The sequence below is a fragment of the Micromonospora sp. NBC_01796 genome, assembly GCF_035917455.1.
In the GTDB taxonomy this organism is placed as follows: domain Bacteria; phylum Actinomycetota; class Actinomycetes; order Mycobacteriales; family Micromonosporaceae; genus Micromonospora_G.
The window spans coordinates 1,621,158-1,638,653 of sequence record NZ_CP109078.1; the positions used below are offsets into that span (position 1 = coordinate 1,621,158).

The 17,496-nt window shown below is 68.7% G+C and carries 15 protein-coding genes; 10 read left to right on the plus strand and 5 right to left on the minus strand.

Going from position 1 to position 17,496, the window contains the following annotated elements:
• The first annotated feature begins 4 nt into the window (after positions 1-4).
• The 3 genes from OIE47_RS07485 to OIE47_RS07495 are packed head-to-tail and all read left to right on the plus strand — an operon-like array spanning position 5 to position 2,360.
• Positions 5-448 (plus strand): acyl-CoA thioesterase, encoded by a 444-nt coding sequence (locus OIE47_RS07485; RefSeq protein WP_326563016.1) that lies wholly within the window; start codon positions 5-7, stop codon positions 446-448.
• A gap of 23 nt (positions 449-471) precedes the next feature.
• Complete coding sequence (locus tag OIE47_RS07490) at positions 472-987, plus strand: flavin reductase family protein (RefSeq protein WP_326560772.1); 516 nt, start codon at positions 472-474, stop codon at positions 985-987.
• A 14-nt stretch (positions 988-1,001) separates the two neighbouring features.
• The gene (locus tag OIE47_RS07495; protein WP_326560773.1) at positions 1,002-2,360 is read left to right on the plus strand and encodes a cytochrome P450; all 1,359 of its coding nucleotides are present in this window, start codon (positions 1,002-1,004) and stop codon (positions 2,358-2,360) included.
• 100 nt (positions 2,361-2,460) lie between these two features.
• Here the strand turns inward: OIE47_RS07495 and OIE47_RS07500 are convergent, their stop codons facing one another.
• Positions 2,461-3,216, minus strand: coding sequence for a helix-turn-helix transcriptional regulator (locus tag OIE47_RS07500; RefSeq protein WP_326560774.1), 756 nt, complete (start codon positions 3,214-3,216; stop codon positions 2,461-2,463).
• A 711-nt stretch (positions 3,217-3,927) separates the two neighbouring features.
• Here OIE47_RS07500 and OIE47_RS07505 point away from each other — a divergent pair.
• From OIE47_RS07505 to OIE47_RS07520, 4 genes are all read left to right on the plus strand, one after another.
• A complete protein-coding gene (locus OIE47_RS07505) occupies positions 3,928-4,578 on the plus strand; it encodes a MerR family transcriptional regulator (protein ID WP_326560775.1) in 651 nt (216 codons plus the stop codon).
• Between the two features lie 479 nt (positions 4,579-5,057).
• Complete coding sequence (locus tag OIE47_RS07510) at positions 5,058-7,031, plus strand: CRTAC1 family protein (RefSeq protein ID WP_326560776.1); 1,974 nt, start codon at positions 5,058-5,060, stop codon at positions 7,029-7,031.
• Positions 7,028-8,068 carry an enediyne biosynthesis protein gene (locus OIE47_RS07515; protein WP_326560777.1) on the plus strand — a complete coding sequence of 347 codons (1,041 nt, stop codon included), beginning with the start codon at positions 7,028-7,030 and terminating at the stop codon, positions 8,066-8,068. Before OIE47_RS07510 ends, OIE47_RS07515 begins: the two co-directional genes overlap by 4 nt.
• An 89-nt stretch (positions 8,069-8,157) precedes the next feature.
• Positions 8,158-9,093, plus strand: coding sequence for a hypothetical protein (locus tag OIE47_RS07520; RefSeq protein ID WP_326560778.1), 936 nt, complete (start codon positions 8,158-8,160; stop codon positions 9,091-9,093).
• A 70-nt stretch (positions 9,094-9,163) separates the two neighbouring features.
• On the opposite strand, the gene OIE47_RS07525 is transcribed toward OIE47_RS07520, so the two are convergent.
• Positions 9,164-9,922 carry a MerR family transcriptional regulator gene (locus OIE47_RS07525; protein WP_326560779.1) on the minus strand — a complete coding sequence of 253 codons (759 nt, stop codon included), beginning with the start codon at positions 9,920-9,922 and terminating at the stop codon, positions 9,164-9,166.
• A 573-nt stretch (positions 9,923-10,495) separates the two neighbouring features.
• Here OIE47_RS07525 and OIE47_RS07530 point away from each other — a divergent pair.
• Entirely contained in the window at positions 10,496-11,194 is a 699-nt protein-coding gene (locus tag OIE47_RS07530; RefSeq protein ID WP_326560780.1) for an ice-binding family protein, read from the plus strand.
• Positions 11,195-11,264: 70 nt separating this feature from the next.
• Here the strand turns inward: OIE47_RS07530 and OIE47_RS07535 are convergent, their stop codons facing one another.
• The gene (locus OIE47_RS07535; protein WP_326560781.1) at positions 11,265-12,752 is read right to left on the minus strand and encodes a hypothetical protein; all 1,488 of its coding nucleotides are present in this window, start codon (positions 12,750-12,752) and stop codon (positions 11,265-11,267) included.
• Positions 12,749-13,939 (minus strand): hypothetical protein, encoded by a 1,191-nt coding sequence (locus OIE47_RS07540; RefSeq protein ID WP_326560782.1) that lies wholly within the window; start codon positions 13,937-13,939, stop codon positions 12,749-12,751. The genes OIE47_RS07535 and OIE47_RS07540 overlap by 4 nt, the downstream gene beginning before the upstream one ends.
• Before the next feature lie 129 nt (positions 13,940-14,068).
• Between OIE47_RS07540 and OIE47_RS07545 the strand changes: the two genes are divergently transcribed.
• Together OIE47_RS07545 and OIE47_RS07550 are read left to right on the plus strand one after the other, a co-directional pair.
• Entirely contained in the window at positions 14,069-14,758 is a 690-nt protein-coding gene (locus tag OIE47_RS07545; protein ID WP_326560783.1) for a DUF4232 domain-containing protein, read from the plus strand.
• A 312-nt stretch (positions 14,759-15,070) separates the two neighbouring features.
• Positions 15,071-16,537: an IS4 family transposase gene (locus tag OIE47_RS07550; protein ID WP_326556267.1), complete on the plus strand. Its 1,467-nt coding sequence runs from the start codon at positions 15,071-15,073 to the stop codon at positions 16,535-16,537.
• 95 nt (positions 16,538-16,632) lie between these two features.
• Here the strand turns inward: OIE47_RS07550 and OIE47_RS07555 are convergent, their stop codons facing one another.
• Positions 16,633-17,418, minus strand: coding sequence for a hypothetical protein (locus OIE47_RS07555; protein WP_326560784.1), 786 nt, complete (start codon positions 17,416-17,418; stop codon positions 16,633-16,635).
• Positions 17,419-17,496: the final 78 nt, after the last annotated feature.

The window sequence follows — 17,496 nt, forward strand, 5'->3', positions numbered from 1 at the left end:
CGTGATGGAGATGTACTACGAGTACCGGCACACGGTTGGTTTCGAGGAAACCAACATCGTGGGGAACGTGTACTACGTCAACTACCTGCGGTGGCAGGGGCGGTGCCGGGAGATGTTCCTCAAGGACCGGGCCCCGGCGGTGCTGGACGACCTGCGCGACGACCTGAAGCTGTTCACGCTCCGGGTCGACTGCGAGTTCTTCGCCGAGATCACCGCGTTCGACGAGCTGGCGATCAGGATGCGGCTGGTCGAGCTGGCACAGACCCAGGTCCAGTTCGGATTCGACTACGTCCGGCTGGACCCGGGCGCGGGCGAGACCCTGGTCGCCCGCGGCAACCAGCGGGTGGCGTGCATGCGTGGCCCGAACACCCGTACGCTCCCGGCCCGAGTGCCGGAATCCCTGGTCCGAGCGCTCGAGCCGTACGTGCTCGCGGCGCCTCGGGCCTGACCGGACGGCAGTGGAGGACGACTGTGGATGTTCAGGCGAAACCGTCCTCGACGGCCGAGATCCAACTGCTCCGACGTTCGTTCAGCGCGTACGCCACCGGCGTCACGGTGGTGACCGTCGGTGGCGACGCGCCGCACGGCATGACCGCGAACTCGTTCACCACGGTGTCGCTGGACCCGCCGCTGGTGCTCGTGTGCGTGGGTCGGCAGGCCATCATGCACGGGCTGCTCGCGGAGACCGGCACGTTCGGGGTTTCCGTCCTGTCCGCACACCAGGAGGCGGTGGCCCGGTACTTCGCCGACAAGCGCCGCCCCCTGGGCGCGGAGCAGTTCGAGGCGGTGGACTGCGTACCGGGTCAGATCACGGGCGCGCCGCTGGTCCGCGGCGCGCTGGCCCATTTCGAGTGCAAGCTGCGGGCAGCTTACGACGGTGGGGACCACACCATCTTCGTCGGCGAACTGCTGTCGCTGGACCGGCATCTGGACGACAAGGCCCTGCTGTTCTACCTGGGCAGGTTCGCTCAGTTCGACTTCGAGTGAGGTGACGTGGCGCCATGACAACTCTGGATCGAGCCCGGCGGGTGCCGCCGGGACCCCCGCGCAGCTCCGCGATGCGGATGCTCGCGGTGATGAACCGGGACCGGTTGGGCATGATGACCGACGCGGCCGCGGCGTACGGCGACGCGGTCCGGCTGCCGGTCGGACCGAAGTCGCTCTACTTCTTCAACCACCCCGACTACGCCAAGCACATCCTCGCCGACAACAGCGCGAACTACCACAAGGGGATCGGCCTGGTGCACGCCCGGCGGGCGCTGGGCGACGGGCTCCTGACCAGCGAGGGTGACCTCTGGCGCAAGCAGCGTTCGGTGATCCAGCCGGCGTTCCAGAGCAAGCGGATCGCCGCCCAGGCCGGTGCGATCGGACTGGAGGCCGCCGCCCTGGTCGAGCGGCTGCGGGCGTACGAGGGCCAGGGGCCGGTCGACGTGGTCAAGGAGATGACCGGGCTGACCCTGGGGGTGCTCGGCCGGACCCTGCTCGACGCCGACCTGGGTACGTTCAACACCATCGGGGGCTCCTTCTCGACCGTCCAGGACCAGGCGATGTTCGAGCTGGCGACGCTGAGCGCGGTGCCGACCTGGATCCCGCTGCCGACCCAGCTCCGGTTCCGCCGGGCACGGCGGGACCTGGAACGGATCGTCGACCAGTTGGTCGCCGACCGTCGGGCGAGCACCGGGAACCGCGACGACGTCCTGTCCCGGCTGATCATCTCGGCCGGGCAGGAGTCCGACCCCCGGGTGGGACGGGAGCGGCTGCGCGACGAACTGGTGACCCTGCTGCTGGCCGGGCACGAGACGACCGCGAGCACGTTGACCTGGAGTCTCTACCTGATCGACCAGCATCCGCAGGTGTGGGAGCGGATGCACGCCGAGGCGGTCGAGGTGCTCGGTGACCGGCCACCGGTCTACGAGGACCTGCGGGGGCTGAAGTACACGGCGATGGTGGTGGAGGAGGTGATGCGACTCTTCCCGCCGGTGTGGCTGTTGCCGCGCAAGGCGTTGCGGGAGGACAACGTGGGCGGCTACCACGTACCCGCCGGGGCGGACGTGGTGGTGTGCACGTACACCCTGCACCGGCACCCGGACTTCTGGCCGTCGCCGGAGCGGTTCGACCCGGAGCGGTTCGACCCGGCCCGTTCGGGCGACCGGCCCCGGTACGCGTACATCCCGTTCGGTGCCGGTCCCCGGTTCTGCGTCGGCAACCACCTGGGCATGATGGAGGCGGCCTTCGTCCTCGCCATGCTGGCCCGTGAGCTGCGGCTGGTGAAGGCTCCGGAGCACGAGGTGGTGCCGGAGCCGATGCTGTCGCTGCGGATGCGCGACGGGCTGCCGATGACGGTACGCAGCCTGCGCTGAGGCGTACCGGACATGGTTGTTGCCCGCCGGCGTTCGCGCCGGCGGGCAATTTCCGGCGAGCGCGGCCGGGGCATCGGCCGCGCTCGCCGGTCCCGCGTGGTCAGGCCACCGCGAACGGCTCGTAGGAGCTGTCGCTGCGGACACCCGCGCGGATCAGGGCATCCTTGCGTACGTCGAACAGGGCCAGCAGGACCGGCGGATCCATCGTCCGCATCGGCTTGAGTTGCAGGTCCACCGACTCGACCACGCTGTCCCGGCACATCTCGATCGGCCCGACGATGCCCACGGACAGGTCGTCGGGGTTCAGCCCGGCGCCGTCGACGGAGTCCTCGGTGCCGGCCGGGACGGCGTGCGCCAGCAGGTACCACGCGCCCTTCGGTACCCGCTCCAGCGCGTACTGCCCGGCATGGTCCAGGATCGCGCAGCTCACCGGCCGGCCTTCGGGGATGCGGTCGGGGAACAGGCCGACGAAGGTGACCTGGCGTCCGGTCGTCGGGTGGGGATGGATGATGCCCTTGACCGTGCCGCACGCGGCCTCGGGGCCGCTGTCCGCATGGATCTTCGGCGTGAACCCGCCGAGCCTGCGGTAGGTGGTCGGTGACAGTCCCACGCTGCGGGAGAAGCGGGAGCTGAACGTACCGACGCTGGTGTAGCCCACCCGCATGCTGATGTCGGCGACGTTCAGTGAGGTCGACACCAGCAGCTGCTTGGCCCGTTGCAGCCGCAGGGCGGACAGGAACCGTCCGGGCGACAGCCCGGTCGCGCGTTGGAACATTCTCGAGAAGTGGAACTTGCTGAACATGGCCACCCGCGCCATGTCGTCGATCGTGAGCGGCTCGCTCAGATTGTCGAGCATCGTAGCGATTACGCGTTCTACAGCTTGTTCGGCGGTATCGTGCATCGCGATTCTCCCCCGGATCTCAGCCGTTGCCCAAGGAGTAGCACTCAGGGACAAAAGCGCCTCTTCATTGACGTCGCTCGACTCGATCAATACGGGGTTGCCCCACACTCACCCGTACTGACACTGCATCCCCGAAGCCCCGCTATCGCCGGAAGTACGTGGTCCGCGAATTGGCCCGATCCGGTGACCGCACACATCCCAAGCGATAGTTGTCGATGCTAGACCAAACCGTAACGACCAGCAACGGCTCCGTCACCGAACCGCGTTTGTCCTGGTGGCGCCCCCTATCCCAAGTCCCGGGCGCGACGCTGGCCTGCGGAAACACGTCCGGTATCGTCCCGACCAGTCCGAACTGAGCAATAATTTGGAGATAAGATGGTGGTGATTCCTGGTATCCATTGACCGACCCCGGTGCGGGCGATGCGTCCGCTTTCGATGTTGGTTGCATCGGTTCGGCCGCTAATTTCGCGGAATATCGCCTTTGCTCACCGCACCGCAACGGTCCCCCGACACCGCACCGACGGCCTTCGGACAGTGGCCGAGCGAAGCTTAAGAGACCATGAAATCCCTGGTCAGACACATATTGGCGAACATCTACAAGGCTTGCGGTACTCGATCATGTGTGGCAGCATGCATTGAGCGGACCCCACAAACCTCTGGAGTTCGATGAGAATTTCGGTACTCAGCAGACAGAGCGGGGTCCCGGTAGCGACGATCAAGTTCTACCTCAGAGAACAACTGCTGCCACCAGGTACACCTACCGCCAGGAACCAGGCCGAGTATGACGAAGAGCACCTTATACGGTTAAAACTAATTCGGGTGTTGACCGGTATAGGAATGATGAGCATCGCCTCGGTCCGCGAGGTACTGGCAGCGATCGACGACAATTGCCTCGCCCCTCAGGCGGTGGCCAAGGTGGTCACCAAGGCCCTCCTCGCGGACTACCCCACCGAGGACTCGGAGCCCGGCGTCATCGAGTCGGCGCTGGGGCGCATCGACCAGCTCGTCCACACTGTCGGCTGGCGCGTCGAGCCCGAGGCACCCGCAAAATCCACCCTGGCGCAGGTTTTCGCGGCGCTTCAGTACCTCGGCTGGGACGACGACAGTGACGCCTTCAGGCTGTACGTCTCCGCCGCCGACGCCCTGGCGAGGCACGAACTGGACCAGTCGCCGCAGGAGACCGCCGCCACGGCGGTAGCCCGTACCGTGCTGAACGAGGTGGCCTTCGCCGCCATGCGCCGGATGGCGTACGAGCACTATCTCGCCCTGCGGGTGGCCGGCGGCACGGCACCCGAAGAGGCCCCGCGGGCCGACTGAGCAGCCGTTCGCCCGCCGCGCCACCGGGACGGATCCCCTTTCGCCGCGATCTATTCCCGGCGCCGGCAGCCACCCTTCTCCCATATTGCGCAGGTCAGGCGATACGCGGGCCTAGAGCACTTTTTGAGAAGACACCGGCTGGGCACGACGCGAGGATATCGATGGTCGGAAGGTAATTGGTCCGGCGTGACGGAATAGTCAAGGAAGGAAGGAAGAACGCTCGCTCGTCGCGCAGTGGCCGCCCAGGTGCAGTCCACAACTCGCCGGGCGCCGGGGCCGGTCATCCACCTGGTTCCACGGGCCGACCCCGCCGTGGGCCCTCGCGTAACTGGCGGTGAACCGACGAACGGCGTACGAATTCGAAACGCCCCGTCGGACCGACAACTCCGCCAGTAAACAAGCACTCCGCAACCGCATCGCCGTACGCGATCGCCGGTTGTCGGGCGCTGCCCCGTGCCGTCTATTTCGAGGGGAAAACGATGCCATCGAAACCCGGCGTCCTGCGCCGGTTAACCCCGGCCCTGTTCGTGCTCGTCCTGACGGGCACCCTGTTCGTGGCCGCTCAACTACCGGAGGCGTCGGCCGAAGATCGCGCATCGATGGCCTCGCGCTTCCGGTTCACCGAGCTGCCCATCGCACTGCCCGAAGGGCTGCCGCTGCGGACCGTCCGCGAGGTGAACCCCGAATACGAGCACATCAAGTCGTGGATCTCCTCGGTCGGCGCGGCGATCGCCGTCAACGACCTGGACGGCGGCGGAGTCGCCAACGACCTGTGCCTGGTGGACACCCGGAGCGACTCCGTGATCGTCACACCGGCACCGGAGAGCGGCGGCAGCTACCCGCCGTTCGTACTCGACCCCGCCCCGCTGCCGATGAACTCGGTGATGGCCCCGATGGGCTGTGCCCCCGGTGACTTCAACCAGGACGGTTGGACCGACCTGCTGGTCTACTTCTGGGGTCGTAGCCCGGTGCTGTTCATGCAGCGCGGCACCTCCGCGCCGCTGAGCCTGGCCACCTACCTCCCGATGGAGTTGCTCCAGTACGGCACCGCGCCCGACGGCCAGTACCACGGCCCGCAGTGGAACACCAACGCGGTGAACATCGCCGACTTCGACGGCGACGGGCACCCCGACATCGGGGTGTTCAACTACTTTCCGGACACCGCCGTCCTCGACCCGCAGGGGCTCAAGGGCGTGACGATGAACCACTCGATGTCCCGGGCCCAGAACGCCGGCGGCGCGCACATCATGCGCTGGAAGTCGGCCACCGTCGGCGCCACCCCGTCGGTGACGTACGAGGAACAGAACGCCATCGAGCCGAACCTGGCCACCGGGTGGTCCCTCGGCGCAGGCTCGGCCGACCTCGACGGCGACCTGCTTCCCGAGCTGTACGTCGCCAACGACTTCGGCAACGACCGGTTCTTCCACAACGTCTCCACCCCGGGCAACATCAAGTTCACCCTCGCCGAGGGCCGCCGGGGTGCCTTCACCCCGAAGTCGCTGGTCGTCGGGCACGACTCGTTCAAGGGCATGTCGATCGAGTTCGGCGACCTCAACTCCACCGGTCGGTTCGACATGTTCGTCAGCAACATCACCACAAGTTGGGGCATCGAGGAGAGCAACTTCCTCTGGAAGAACACCGCGGACAACGTCGAAGAGGCGCGGGAGAAGCTCAGCAGCGGGGTGGCCCCGTTCGACAACAAGGCGGCGGACGCGAACATCGCCTGGGTCGGCTGGGGCTGGGACTCCAAGATGGCCGACTTCGACAACAGCGGCCAGCTCAGCGTGGTCCAGACCACCGGCTTCGTGAAGGGCCACATCAACCGGTGGAACTGGCTCCAGGAACTCGCCATGGCCAACGACCTCATGCTGGCCGAACCGCACATGTGGCCGAACGCCGAGCCCGGTGACGACATCTCCGGCTCGTCGCCGTTCGCGTTCTGGGTCCGGGAGGACAACGGCCGGTACGTCAACCTCAACGAGGACCTGGGGATGACCGACACCACGCCGTCGCGCGGGGTCGCGGTCGCCGACGTGAACGCCGACGGCAGCCAGGACTTCGCGGTGGCCCGGCAGTGGGGACCGCCGGCCTACTACCGCAACACCAAGCCGGCCGAGGGCAACTTCCTCGGCCTGCGGCTGCACCGGCCGGTGGCCGGCGCGACACCGGGGGCGGCCGGTCCGATCGGGACCCCGGCGTACGGGGCCCAGGTGAAGATCAAGACCGCAGACGGGCGTACGCAGGTCGCCCAGCTCGACGGCGGCAGCGGGCACTCCGGCAAGCGCAGCTTCGACGTCTTCTTCGGGCTCGGCGACGAAGCGAACAAGCCGGTCTCCGCCGAGCTCTGCTGGCTCGACCTCAGCGGGACGATGCACATGCAGACGCTCAACCTGAACCCCGGTTGGCACGACTTCATGCTCACCGACCAGGCCCAGGAGGTGGCGGGCTCATGACCCACGTCGAACGCATCAGCACCGCCGGAGTCGGCGTCCGTACCCCGGTCGCCACCGCACCGGCCCGGACCGACCAGGCGACGACCGCCGCGACCGGGGCACCTCCCCGGCCGAACCGGATCGACGGCAAGGACCCGCGCTATCTCGCGCTGCGCAACTTCGCCATCTCGATGAGCATCTTCAACATCCTCGGCTACTCGGTGTTCGGCTTCGAGCAGCCGTGGACGTGGCCACTGTTCGCCCTCGCGGTCGGCTACACCACCGAGTTCGTCTGCGAGACGATCGCGGCCTGGGCCGGGAAACGACCCGCGGAGTACGCCGGCAACGGTGCCTGGGGCGTCTACACCTTCCTGCTACCGACCCACATCACGTCGCTCGCGGCGAACATGCTGCTCTACGCGAACGACATCTTCTGGCCGATCGCCTTCGCCGTCGTGGTCTCGGTGGGTCAGAAGTACGTGCTCCGGGCGCCGATCAAGGGGCGGTTCCGGCACTTCATGAACCCCTCCAACTTCGGCATCACGATCACCCTGCTCGCCTTCTCCTGGGTGAACATCGCGCCGCCGTACCACTTCACGGAGAACGTGCCGGACGTGATCCGGATCGTGATCCCGGTGGTCATCCTCACGGCCGGGACGGTGCTCAACGCCGCCCTGACCAAGAAAGTCGGCCTGATCATGGGGTGGGGCGGCGGCTTCGTACTCCAGGCCCTGATCAGACACTGGATCTGGGACGTGTCCCTGTGGGGCGCGCTGGTGCCGATGACCGGGGTGGCGTTCATCCTCTTCACCAACTACATGGTCACCGACCCCGGCACCACCCCGAGCCGGTTCCGGGACCAGTTCATGTTCGGTGCCAGCGTCGCCACCGTCTACGGGGTGCTGATGGTGTTCAACATCGTCTACACCCTCTTCTTCGCCGTCACCCTCGTCTGCCTGGCCCGCGGGCTCTGGTGGTGGAGCCGGTGGCTGCGTGAGCGCCGGCAGGAGGGCGTGACCGCCCCGGTGCCGGTGGCGCCACAACCGGCGACCGCCTGATCCATCGCCGGTATGGAATGGCCCCCTGCCCTCACTTATGGTCAGGGGGCCATTCCTCTCTGTTGTCCTACCCCCGAAGAGGAGCAACCGTGAAGGTCTCACCCCAGCTCGTCACGGCGCCGCCCGCCCCGACCAACGCGCGACCGCGTACCGGTCGGGTGGTTGTCCTCAGCGTGTTGGCCGGCGTGCTGCTGGCCGTGGTCTGGTCCTACCACTTCGTCGACGCGGTCATCGGAGACAACGTCGCGAACACCCTGCTCGGCCACGACGCCAAGGGCACCGCCATCGCGGGTACCGCCGCCGGGCTGCTGTTCGCGTTCGTGTCCGGGCTCGCGGGTACGTTCACCGCCTGCAACATCGCCATGGCGGCGGCGATCGGGCCGATGAGCCAGGCCGGCGCGACCGGTGGCACAACCGGCGCCCTGCGTACGATGCTGCGTCCGGTGGGCTGGCTGGCCCTCGGCATGGTGTCGGTGTCCGCGGTGTACGGGTTCGTCGGCGTCCTGCTCGGCGACCGCCTTCCGCAGCTCTCCACCGACCTCGTCGGCGACATGCCGGTACGCATTCTCCAGTCGTCGGTGGTCTTCGGGGTGATCGGGCTGGCGCTGGCCTATCTCGGCCTCGCGGCGCTCGGGGTGCTGCCCGACCCGTTCGCCACCCGACCCGTCGCCCGGGTCGTCGTCCTGGGCGCACTCGTCGGCGGCTTCCTCATCGGTCGGCCGTACCCGCTGTTCAACAAGCTGTTCCACTGGGCGGTCGACTCCGGCAACCCGTTCTACGGTGCCGCGGCGTTCGTGCTCCAGTCCCTGGGCAACATCGTGATCGTCGCGGTGCTGTTCGCCCTCGTCGTCGCCGGCACCCGGGGCCGGTTCCTGACCTGGTTGTCCCGCGACCCGGTACGGATGGCCGTCATCACCGGCAGCCTGCTCGTCGCGTTGGGCGTGTTCACCGTCGTCTACTGGGACATCCGGGTGCCGGCGATGTTCGGGTTCGGCTGGTTCCCGACCCTGCCGTACAACAACTGATCCCGACCGACGTACGACCTCTCGGGTACGGAACCGGTGGGCAGGTCGCCACCGGTTCCGTACCCGGTTGCTAGGCGCGGGTGATCGCGTTGGCGTGGATGGCCCCGCACAGGTAGGCCGTCATGCCCGGTGCGATGTTCTCGTAGTACGCGGTGAACCTCGGGTCGGCCAGGTACATGTCGGCCAGCCCGGTGTGGATCTCGTACGTGCACTCGTAGAACCAGCGGCTGATCAACTGGCGGTGCTCCTCGGCGAGCGCCATCGCGGCCGGGCTGTCGGCCGGGGCGCCCGTGTCCATCAGCGCCACGAACCGCCGGCCCCACTCGGCGTTCTCCGCCTTGTTCCGCAGCCAGTCGTCCTTGCTGTACTGCCCCGCACGCCGGTTCGACTCCCGGTACGCGTCGGTGTCGCCCCAGCGCTGCTCGGCCTCGGCCGCGTGCTCGTCCGGGTCGAAGTCGCCGAAGACCTCGAACCGCTCCTCCGGTGTGAGTTGGATACCCACCTTCTTCGCCTCCATCGCGAACTCGATCGCGGTGACCATCTCCCGCAGCCGGTGGATCCGACCGGTCAGCAGTTCGTGCTGCCGACGCAGATGCTCGGTCGGATTCGACTCCGGGTCGTCGACGATCGCGTTGATCTCTTCCAGTGGGAACCCCAGCTCCCGGTAGAACAGGATCTGCTGCAACCGCTCCAGGTCGGCGTCGTCGTACCGGCGGTAGCCCGCACCCGTACGACCGCTCGGCGAGAGCAGACCGATCTCGTCGTAGTGGTGCAGCGTCCGTACGGTCACGCCGGCGATCCGCGCCACCTCCCCCACCGGGTACTCCACGGGTTCCCTCCCTTCCGAGAACCACCCTCCCGCCTCCCGCTACGTGAGGGTCAACCCCACCCACCAACACCCGCTGTTACGGAGAAAGAGTGCTGACGCCCCCGCATTACTGATCGTTACATTTGCCCTTCGCGGCGACCCTCGTCCGGGGGTGCAGCGCGGCGCAGACTATCACTCTGAGCTGCGAATATGATGTGTGCCAATCGGCGGCTCACCCCTCGACAGAGTCGACCAGCACAACTACGGTACGTAACTAGAGTCGCAGCGTCGGCTCTCCGGTACGAATCCCAGGGGCTCTCTCCTGGTCCCTCCACTCTGCTCCGACCGCCGGCCACAACCGAGTCGATCAGCCGGCACCGCCCCCGCACCACGGACCTCCACCGTCCCGGCTCCCGCCACGGCCGGGCGCTGATCTCCGGCCGTTTGCCGGTCACCCCACCGCTCCCCGCCAGCTTGAGCGGGCACGGCGGACCCGGCGGGCCATCACACGCGCAGAACACGGCCGTATCGGCCGTGCCGGTCTCCACCATGGGCAGATCCGACCCCGCCAGGATCTCCACGAAAGGAAACGCCATGAGTTCAACAGACAGCGGAACGAGCGCGGCCACAGCGGCGGTGTCGTTGGGCACGGCCGCCCAGTTCGCGGTCCTCGCCGCCTCGACGATCACCAACACCGGACCCACCACCGTCACCGGGGACCTCGGGCTCAGCCCCGGCACCTCGGTCACCGGCTTCCCGCCGGGAGTCGTCAACGGCACCCAGCACGTCGCCGACGCCGTCGCCGCACAGGCGAAAACCGACCTGGGCACCGCGTACGACGACGCGGCGGCCCGGGTGAGCACCACCACCCCGGTCGAACTCGGCGGGACGACCAAAACTCCCGGCGTCTACGAGTCCCTCGCCGGCACCTTCGGCATCACCGGCGCACTCACCCTCGACGCCCAGGGCGACCCCGGCGCCGTTTTCGTCTTCAAGGCAGCGTCCACCCTGATCACCGCCTCGGCCAGCAGCGTCAACCTGGTCAACGGCGCACGGGCGGACAACGTCTTCTGGATCGTCGGCAGCTCGGCGACCCTCGGCACCTACTCCATCCTGCGCGGCAACATCCTCGCCGTCGCCTCGATCACCGTCACCACCGGCGTCACCATCGAGGGCCGCGCACTCGCCCGCAACGCCGCCGTCACCCTCGACAGCAACACGATCACCGCCCCCACCGGCGGTGTGCTCGCGGCGGGAAGGCACTCAGTCCGTAGTGCGGGCGCCTCGGACTGAGCGCGGGCGGTTCGGACCGGACACGGTCGGTCCGAACCGGGCGCGGGCGCCGACGGGTCGGCCGGGGTCTCTACGACTCGGTCGACCCGTCGGTGGGTGGGCCGCCGTGGGTCCAGGGGGTGTCCTCGCGGGACGGGAAGGTGCCGGGTGGGGCGTACCCGTCGGTCAGGGTGGTGTAGCAGAGCCGCTCCCCCACCTCCGGTACGGTGCCCGGCGGCGCGGTCAGCCCCCGACCCATCCCACCGGACAGCTCCAGCACCACCTCGGTCTTCGACCCGTCACCGGTCCGGGTGACGAACACGACCCTGGCCTTCTGCCCCGGCCGGGCCGGTGAGGTGAGGGACGCACCGGGCTGGACGAGCACCGGATCGGTGGTGACCACCATGATCCGGGGACGGAGCACCGGCCGCTTGCCGGTGTCGTCGACCCGCGCCGGGTCGGCCAGGGTCACCTCGCCGACGAACGCCTCCCCGGTCAACCGGTGGTCGGCCATCACCAGCGGGTCGTCGTACGCGCGCTGGACGGCGTAGGAGCTGAGGGCGCGTTCCAGCCGGTGCAGGCGCTGGGCGGCGGCGACCGCCCCGTCCCGTCGGGGCTGCGGCTGGCCGCCCTCGTCGGTGTAACCGGCGTAGTCGGTGAACGCGTCCCGGTCGGCGTCCCAGCGTCCGGCCACCCGCGCCCCCGGCGGCAGGGCGTGCAGCAGCGACAGCCCCCGCCACATCAGCCGCCAGGTCGGCTCCAACTGGCCGCGCAACGCCTCCGCCATGCTCGCGTACGCCCGCTGCCGGGCCGGCGCGTCGTCCGCCGCCACCGCCGCCTGGTACGCGGCCATCGCCGGGGCGAGTACGCCGTTGTCGAACTCCGGATCGGTGGCCGGTCCGGCCGGGGGCCAGATCGACGGGTCCTCCGCCTCGGCGGCGGCGACCGATCCGGTGACCCCCGGCGGCGGGTCTATCCAACCGAGCTGGGCGGCCAGGTTCAGGTCCTCCACCGAACTCTGCCCGGTCGCCCAGTGCAGGCCGAGCGCCTCGGTCAGCGCCACCAGCAGCGACGATCCGGGGTGTTCGGCCCGTTCGGCGAGAAAGGTCAGCCACCGCCCGACCAGCGGGACCGAGGCGTCGACCGGATAGTCCCCGTCGGTACGCCGGAACCGGGTGTTGCGGCCGAGCAACCGCAGGAAGGTGATCCCGCCCGAGTTGGGGACGATCAGTTGGGGCGCCTCGACGTACCGGTAGCGCACGTCCCGTCCCCGGTCGACCGGGACCGACTCGGACACGCCCCGGTGACCGTCCAGGTAGGGCAGGAGCACGGTGCCGAGCGCGGTGACGAAGTCGAGCCGCTGGTCCCGGTTGCGCGGCTGTGGGACCACCAGCAGCCGGGGCTGTCCGGGGTCCGTGCCGACCAGGACCGCGAGCGGTGCGTTCGCCTCGCCGGCCATGGTCAGCGGGACCAGGACCAGTGGCCGCCGGGCGAGGTGCAGGTGCCGGACGGTCGCGGTCGGTTGGGCCTTTCCGGCGGCGAGCGCCTGCGCGCGGGCGAGGGCGGTGAGCGTACTCATGACAGGGCCTCGGCCCGCAGCCGCGCGGCGGCCTGGAGCATCGCGGCGGCCTCGGCCTGCCCGTCGGCCGGTGCCAGTTCGCCGCTGGCCAGGGCGAGCACGGTCGGGACCCGCTCGACTCCGCCCAGTTCCTCGCGGACCGACTTGCCCAGGCTGCCGGTCTGGCCGCGTGCCTCGTGCCGGCAGAAGAAGGCCAGCTCGCAGCTTGCCAGGCAGTCCGGCGCGTAACGCGCCTCGACCACGCTCAGTGCGGTGGTCAGCGCGGCCGGCGACCGGCCCGGCCGACCGGCCCGGTCGGGCGCCAGGTCGAAGGTCAGATCCGCGGGCAGCGCGGCCACCACCTCTTCGACCCGCGCCATCCGGGTGAGCTGCCGACGCAGGGTCGACAACTGCTTGCGTACGTCGATCAGCGCGGCCACCGGCTCGTTGGTGAAGTCGCGCGGGCAGACCAGCAGTACGTCGTGCGACACGATGGCCGGGTCATGCCCCGCCTCGGTCAGCAGTTGCCGCATCGCGAGTACGTAGACCGCCGCCTGGACCGCCGCGGCGGAGACCTTGCTCGGGTCGGCCTGCCCGTCGATCACCGGAAACGACTTGATCTCCACGACGTGGAACCGACCGTCGACCCGGAACGCGATCAGGTCCGGTTCCAGGTAGACCGGCTGGCCGGCGACCTCCAGCCGGAGCAGCGGGTGGTCGAAGATCAGGGCGTCACCGGACGCGGGTGACCCGGCGGCCTCGCCGAGCAGGTGCCGGGACCGCTCGTACCGTTCCTCGTTGGTCTCGGCCGGTCGGGCCGGGTCGGCGTCGGTGTCGGCCGTCTCCGTGGTCCGGTCCGGCCTGCCATCGTCGAGGTCGGTGTAGGCCGCGTCGGGGATCGGGAGTCCGATCCGCTCACGCAGCAGGCGGAGCAGTTCGACCCCGCCGTCCGCCTTCACCTGCCGCTCGAACGCGTTGCCACGGGTGATCGCGAACCGGGACTGGCCGAACCGGGCAGGGAAGCCGATGTGCTCGGCCAGCCGGGGCTTGTCGACCCCGGCCGCGTCCAGCACCGCCCGCCGGTGGCAGCCCGGATTGCCGGTCAACGCCGCGATCGTACGGGCGTTGTGCCGTCGGGGGGCCACGGCGCCACGCAGCCGCTCCAACCAGCGCTCGGTGGAATCCCGCATCAACCTGGAATCCGGCATCGACGCAGCGTACAAGCTCACCGTGGGATCGCCCCCGATCGCCACCCGCCTTCACAGCTCGCGCACATGCTCTTCACGGCACGGGCCGACGGTTCTCCGCCGGACCGACTCGTGTAGGAGGATCGCCGGGTGCAGACGTACCCCGCTCGCCGCCGACCCGCCCGCCACCGGCTCGGCCCGCTGGTCACCACGGTCGCGGCGGTGCTCCTGTTCGGCGCCGGCTGCGAGGGTCCCGTGCCCGGCCAGCCGATCGTCCTGCCGGCGCCGACCCCGCCGGCGCCCTCGCCCTGGACGGTTCCGGCACCGGGCGAGAGCGGTCGCACCGCTGACGTACCGGCGCAGGGCGCCCCGAGCGGGTCGGCCACCGGTCTGCCCGTACCGACCGTGACGGGGGCTCCGCGCGAGGCCGCCAGTTGCCCGGCGTCGGGCGTACTGGTGAGCACCAGCCCGACCGATGCCGCGATGGGGCTTCGGGGCATGGGCATCGTGCTGTTCAACTGCGGCACCGAACCGTTCCCGCTGAACGGCTACCCGGTGGTACGGGTGCTCGACGCGGAGCGGGAACCGCTGGCGGTGAGGGTCGAGAACGGGACCGCGCTGGGCGGCGAGGACCCCGGCCCGAAGGAGATCACCGTGTACCCCGGCGGCACCGCGTACGCCTCGGTGCGCTGGCGGAACACGGTCACCGACGGGGAGATCGCCGAGGGCGCGTACCTGGAGGTCGCCCCGGCGGCCGGACAGCCGGCCCAGACCGTGGCGAAGCACCTCGACCTGGGCACCACCGGCCGGCTGGAGGTACACGCCTGGACGATGTCCTGACGGGCCGTGGGATGTTTTGGACTGCCTCGCGCAAATGGCCGCGAACGGTGCGGACCCCTCGGATCAAGCCCGACCGCGTGGCTGAGACCGGGACGCCCGGCGAAACAAACAATCGCGTTCGTCTTCTACATCACCTTTGATGTGCGTACACAATGCCGCTCAGTTAGGGCGGTGGGTGGTCGGGTGACGCCGGATGGTCACGGCGGCGTGGCGGAACATGGAACAACGGAACTACCGGTATGACTGTCGATCGACCAAGAAAGACCGTCTGTCCCGGGAGTTCCGTTGTCGGTTCAGTTTGCCATGCCCGCGATGAGTGGCCCAGCCCGCGATCACATCGATCTCGGGGTGTTGACCAGTACCGTCCCACCCGACCTGGTCGACGAGGTCATCGAGACCACCGGCTGCCGGGAACAACGACGCCGGGTCCTACCCGCCCGGGTGGTGATCTACTTCGTACTCGCGTTAACACTGTTCAGCGCCGCCGACGGCTACCGCCCACCGGGATACCGGGCCGTCCTACGGATCCTGGTCCTACGGTGGCGGGGCCTGTGTCAGGGATGCGTGATCGCGTCGAGCTCAGCGTTGACCCAGGCCCGGCAGCGACTCGGCGTCAAGCCCTTCCACCTGCTCTTCGACCGGGTCCGTGACTCCACCAACACCCCCACAACCGGCTCGACCTACGCCTTCGGTCGACGTCTCGTCGCATGGGACGCCACCACCCTCCCCGCCCCGGACACCCCCGCCAACGCCACCGAATTCGGCTACCACGGCCAAGCCCGCAAACCCACCAAAAAACAAGTGGACAGCTACCTACGCCGGCTCGGCAGCACCCCACTGATCCGACTCATGACACTCATCGACTGCGGCACCCACAGCATCATCGACGCCGCCTTCGACGGAGTCGTCACCTCCAGCGAACCCGCCCTCGCCCGGCGGCTCCTCGCCTCACTCACCCCCGGCATGCTCCTCCTCGCCGACCGGAACTTCACCAGTCACGACCTGTGGTCACACGCCACCGCCACCGGCGCCGACCTCATCTGGCGAGCGAAGAAGAACCTCCAACTCGTCCCCACCACCCACCTACCCGACGGCTCATTCCTCGCCACACTCCCCACCAGACGCGAGACCGCCCGCCTCAACGGCGCCCGCGCCCGCGGCCGCGCACCCCAACCACCACGCCACGGCCACCAAATCCGCGTCGTGGAATTCACCATCACCACCACCACCGGCCAAGACACCCGAACCGACGAATACCGGCTACTCACCACCCTGCTCGACCACCACCACGCCCCCGCGCAACAACTCGCCACCCTCTACCAACAACGCTGGGAATCAGAAACCCACTACAGCTTCCTCAAACCCCGCCTCATCGGCACCAACACCACCCTCCGCTCACACACACCCACCGGCATCACCCAAGAGATCTACGCACTCCTCATCACCTACCAAGCCCTCTGCCACCTCCGCACCGAAGCCGCCACCACCGCCAACCACGACCCCGACCACATCTCCTTCACCCTCACCCTCCGCACCGCCCGCACCGCCCTCCACCAACCCCCCACCCACCACACCCGCAACCACACCATCACCGACATCCTCAACGAACCACCACTCACCAGACGCCACCGCACCTACCCCCGCCAACGACGACCAACCGCCACCCCCTACCCCACAAAACCCCGCCACCAACCCCGACCACCCACCCACACCCACCACCACATCACCATCACACCCAGCCAAACCACCACCAAAATCACCAACCAACGCCTTAACTAAGCGGCATTGTGTGCGTACATCGAAGATGATGTACGAGATCAACGCGTTGGTTTTCCTGGGAGCGTCTGCGCTTCGACCGACATGGGCGCCGGACCTCAGGTGGTGTCGGGGAGCTTGCCGATCGTGTCCCGGTCGACCAGGGCCCGGTTCGGGGTGGCCAGCCGGGCCTGGTCCGGATCCAGGAAGTCGATCAGGGCGATCAGTTCGTGCTGCATCCGTACCAGGCGGGCGTTGCCGTCGTAGTCCGCGGTCGCGATCACGTCCACGTCCGCCCGGATCCGGGTGAACCAGGACGCGAACCGGGGATCGGTGTCGAGGCGCTCGCAGAACTCGGCGTACCCCATCGACTCGTACCGGGTGCCGGCGCTGTCCTCGACGCGTACGAGCAGCAGTTCGCCGATCGCCCGTTGCTGGCCCCGGAACAGGCGCAGCGGCGGCGGGGTGTCCAGCGCGGCGACGATCTGCGTCATCCGGTCGAGGAAGCCGAAGAACCGTTTGTTCCGCTCGACGTCGCCGAGGTCGAGGAACTGCTGGTCCCGCCGGATGATCTCCACCCAGCAGAGGTACTCGGCCAGCACGTACACGGTGTAGTCGCGGGTGTACCGCTCGTCGTCCACGTCACCGCAGTGCAGGTACGTGGAGAGGAAACCCGGCCGTACGGCGTTGAACAGCCGCCCCTGCAACGCGTGCGCGGACCAGAGCAGCGGCTCCCGGTAGCGGCTGAGCAACTGCTCGGCGAGTTCGGCCTTGCTCTGCCGGTGCCGCTGCTCCTCGAGCTGGTACTGCAACACGGTCACCCGACGGGCGGAGAGCGTGGTGAACAGGACACTGAGGAGGGAGACGACGGCCGATCCGACGGCGATGAATACCTCGGGCTGCACGGCGGACAGAGTGCCCGACCGGAGCCTGTCGTGTCGACCCGTTCCCCGCCCTCGGCCGTGAACTTTCCCACCACCCGA